General features: G+C 26.9%; 1 protein-coding gene. It reads right to left on the bottom strand.

Annotation, left to right across the window (positions count from 1 at the left end; genetic code table 11):
• Positions 1-410 precede the first annotated feature (410 nt).
• Positions 411-884 (bottom strand): transporter substrate-binding domain-containing protein (locus tag ACFIKE_RS11715; protein ID WP_375650119.1); only part of this gene is annotated, 474 nt, incomplete at its 5' end.

Below are 884 nucleotides of genomic sequence, written 5' to 3'. Positions count from 1 at the left end.
AAATTTATTGATGTTTATTTTAGATCATTATGTTGGACATTATTATCAAAAAAATTATCTTTTTTATTGATAAAAAAGAATAAATATCTTATTGCTTGTATGATAGCTTAATTTTCATGAAATGATTGATTTGAATCATTTCATGAGTAAAAACTGAGGATTTTTCTTGAAAATAAAGCTATTCAATTTGAACATAAAGAAAAAATTAGATTTTGATACCATAAAAATACAATCTCATTGTTGTCATTATATTCTATAAAACGTTTAGATATCGAGCAACAATTAAAATTATTTTGATAAATGTAAATTTTCTTATAAAAATGCCGAATTCCCAATTACATTTGCATGCCCAATAAAGAGTTTAAAATATTCCTTAAATATAAAGACTGAATTTTAACTCATAGTGATATCTAATCAATATTGAAAGTAAAATATTTTTTCATAATTTTTTCATAGGTTCCATCAGCACGGATTTCTTCTATTGCTTTATTAAAACTGTTTTTAAGATCGTTATTATTTTGACGGAGTGCAATTGCAACAGGAAATTTTGTTTCTTCTAGAGTTCCTAGGAGGATACAGCAATCTTTTCCTTCATTTTCAAGCCAATTTAATGCTTTTAATTTATCAAAGATAATGATATCAAGCCGATGGCTTAAAAGATCACGATTAGCTTCTATTGCTGTAGGATAAAGTTTGATATTCACTCCTTCAGAGGCATAATAATCTTCCGCATATGCAGCTTGTGTTGTATTCGATTGTACTCCAAGATTTTTACCTATAAAGTTTTGTGTTGAGATTTCTTTAATCCCCGAATTTTTGGTAACGATAACAGCGAGTACAGTATTGTAGTAAGGATCTGTAAAATCAATTTTTTGTAAGCGCTC

Origin of the sequence: Bartonella sp. MU70NMGDW (assembly GCF_042194085.1) — a bacterium.
GTDB lineage: Bacteria > Pseudomonadota > Alphaproteobacteria > Rhizobiales > Rhizobiaceae > Bartonella > Bartonella grahamii.
Note: the sequence above shows the minus strand (reverse complement) of the source record. Positions and strands in the feature narration are given on the sequence as shown.